Source organism: Catenulispora yoronensis (genome assembly GCF_039531695.1).
Lineage (GTDB): Bacteria > Actinomycetota > Actinomycetes > Streptomycetales > Catenulisporaceae > Catenulispora > Catenulispora yoronensis.
The window spans coordinates 1-1,916 of sequence record NZ_BAAAQN010000131.1; the positions used below are offsets into that span (position 1 = coordinate 1).

Consider the following 1,916-nt stretch of genomic DNA (forward strand, 5'->3'; position numbering starts at 1 on the left):
CTGTCCTTCCAGTGTAGCCGTTTTTAGGCAGCCACTTCAAGAACTCTCGTTAACTCTGCTCTGCGACACCGTTACCAATGGCTGCTGCCAGTGGCGCTTTGTCGTGTCTTTTCGGTTTGGAATCAAGTTGAAAGTTACCGGAAAAGGCGCAGCAGTCGGACTGAACGGGGGGTTCGTGCATACAGTCCAGCTTGGAGCGAACTGCCTACCCGGAACTGAGTGTCAGGCGTGGAATGAGAAACCGCGGCCATAACAGCGGAATGACACCGGCAAACCGAAAGGCAGGAACAGGAGAGCGCACGAGGGAGCCGCCAGGGGGAAACGCCTGGTATCTTTATAGTCCTGTCGGGTTTCGCCACCACTGATTTGAGCGTCCGTTTCTGCGATGCTTGTCAGGGGGGCGGAGCCTATGGAAAAACGGCAACGCCGTGGCCTTTCCTTTTTTTCCTCCTTTGACCGCTCGGTTTTCTCGAGCTTTTCTATGCATGCTCCTGCCGCTCGCCGCAGTCGAACGGCAGGAGCGTAGCGACTGAGTGAGCGAGGAAGCGGAAAAGAGACAGGTTTTACACTGAGCACTGACGCTCTGAGGCCTCTTATGACGAAACAACAGAAAACGGCGCTGAACATGGCTAAATTCATCCAGAATCAGTCTCTGCTCCTGCTGGAGAAGCTTAACGAGCTTGATCTTGATGCTGAGGCCGACCTTTGTGAGAAACTCCACGATGATGCAGAGCATCTTTTCCGTACACTCTCCTCGAGACTGGATTCATTACAGGATGGTAACTGATGGCCAGAGTGTCTATTAGTGAAGCTGCACGGCTTGTTAAGGTTAGTCGTCCCACTATTTACAAGATGATTAACAGCGGGAAGTTAAGTTATACCTCTGTTGTAAAGCACGGGAAGGATATTAAAGTTATTGATGTATCCGAGCTTATTAGGGTGTTTGGTTCTCTTGATGGTGTAACTGATACTGTAAAATATGATGTAAAAAGTGACGCAATTTCTACAGAGGTTAACACCATTGGTTTACATGATTTACAACATAGAATCGCTTTACTTGAAGCTGAAAACGATGGTCTTAAAGGGGCTGTTAAAGCACGCGATGAGCATATTGATTCCCTTCGCCAGGCTATGCAGCTTTTGGAGCACAAGCACGACCCCTCTTCACCGGCTCATTCTCCGTGGTGGAAATTCTGGAAAAAATCCTGATCCTGCCATGTTTCAGTTTTGCTCTCCGGCGATCCCGGGGAGTTCCTGAACCTTCCCAAAAATCGCCAGATCTCTGAACGCTCCTCACCACTAAAAATACCCACACCCCACGCAAAATTAAAATTTTGCAGATTCCTTATTTACAACAATGGGTTAATGAAAAATAAATGTGCGGTGATGTGTTACAAAGTGCAGATCCAAGTCGTGGACGACTCTATGGCGAATCGCTGACGAATTGCCCACGATTCATATGTGAATCACGCTTTATTATCATATTGTTATGATGAATCGACTCTTGATTCAATTCATCACTTTGGGTGTTTTTTGCTCATGGTGACTCTTGATTCAATTCACGATTCGAATCGCCGGTGAATCGTGTGGTGAGTCGTCCGGCGACTTGCCATAACGTGATTGCCGGCCGTCGACGAACCCGATTCCTGAACGTGCTGAAAACCGGTTTTCCGGCTGCGCCGGCAACGCTTCACGGCCACGCAATAAATTGCGTCCCCGTTCACCGTTTTCGGAGGAGAAGAACGCCGGAAACAGGACTTCCCCTGGCTGAATGGTGTGAATTTCCGCGCTATGCACTTGCGCGCATACTCATGCATGCCGTAAAAACAGAGCCTGCGCGTTTCTGGCGGGTTTTCGGGGGGTTTGTTGCCTGTTTTACCGGTTTCCCGTCAGAAACGCCTTGAGGCCGTTTTTGC

Annotated in this window: 4 protein-coding genes; 2 read left to right on the forward strand and 2 right to left on the reverse strand. The window is 49.4% G+C overall.

The annotated features are described in order from the left end of the window. Positions 1 to 49: 49 nt before the first annotated feature. Positions 50 to 181: a replication initiation protein gene (locus ABD481_RS46295; protein WP_101987969.1), complete on the reverse strand. Its 132-nt coding sequence runs from the start codon at positions 179 to 181 to the stop codon at positions 50 to 52. A gap of 414 nt (positions 182 to 595) precedes the next feature. On the opposite strand from ABD481_RS46295, the gene ABD481_RS46300 reads away from it, so the two are divergent. Together ABD481_RS46300 and ABD481_RS46305 are read left to right on the forward strand one after the other, a co-directional pair. Then, positions 596 to 787, forward strand: coding sequence for a Rop family plasmid primer RNA-binding protein (locus tag ABD481_RS46300; RefSeq protein WP_004207910.1), 192 nt, complete (start codon positions 596 to 598; stop codon positions 785 to 787). Further along, positions 787 to 1,209: a helix-turn-helix domain-containing protein gene (locus ABD481_RS46305; RefSeq protein ID WP_004207907.1), complete on the forward strand. Its 423-nt coding sequence runs from the start codon at positions 787 to 789 to the stop codon at positions 1,207 to 1,209. Before ABD481_RS46300 ends, ABD481_RS46305 begins: the two co-directional genes overlap by 1 nt. 345 nt (positions 1,210 to 1,554) lie before the next feature. Here the strand turns inward: ABD481_RS46305 and ABD481_RS46310 are convergent, their stop codons facing one another. After that, a complete protein-coding gene (locus ABD481_RS46310) occupies positions 1,555 to 1,797 on the reverse strand; it encodes a hypothetical protein (protein ID WP_158414331.1) in 243 nt (80 codons plus the stop codon). Between the last annotated feature and the right edge of the window lie 119 nt (positions 1,798 to 1,916).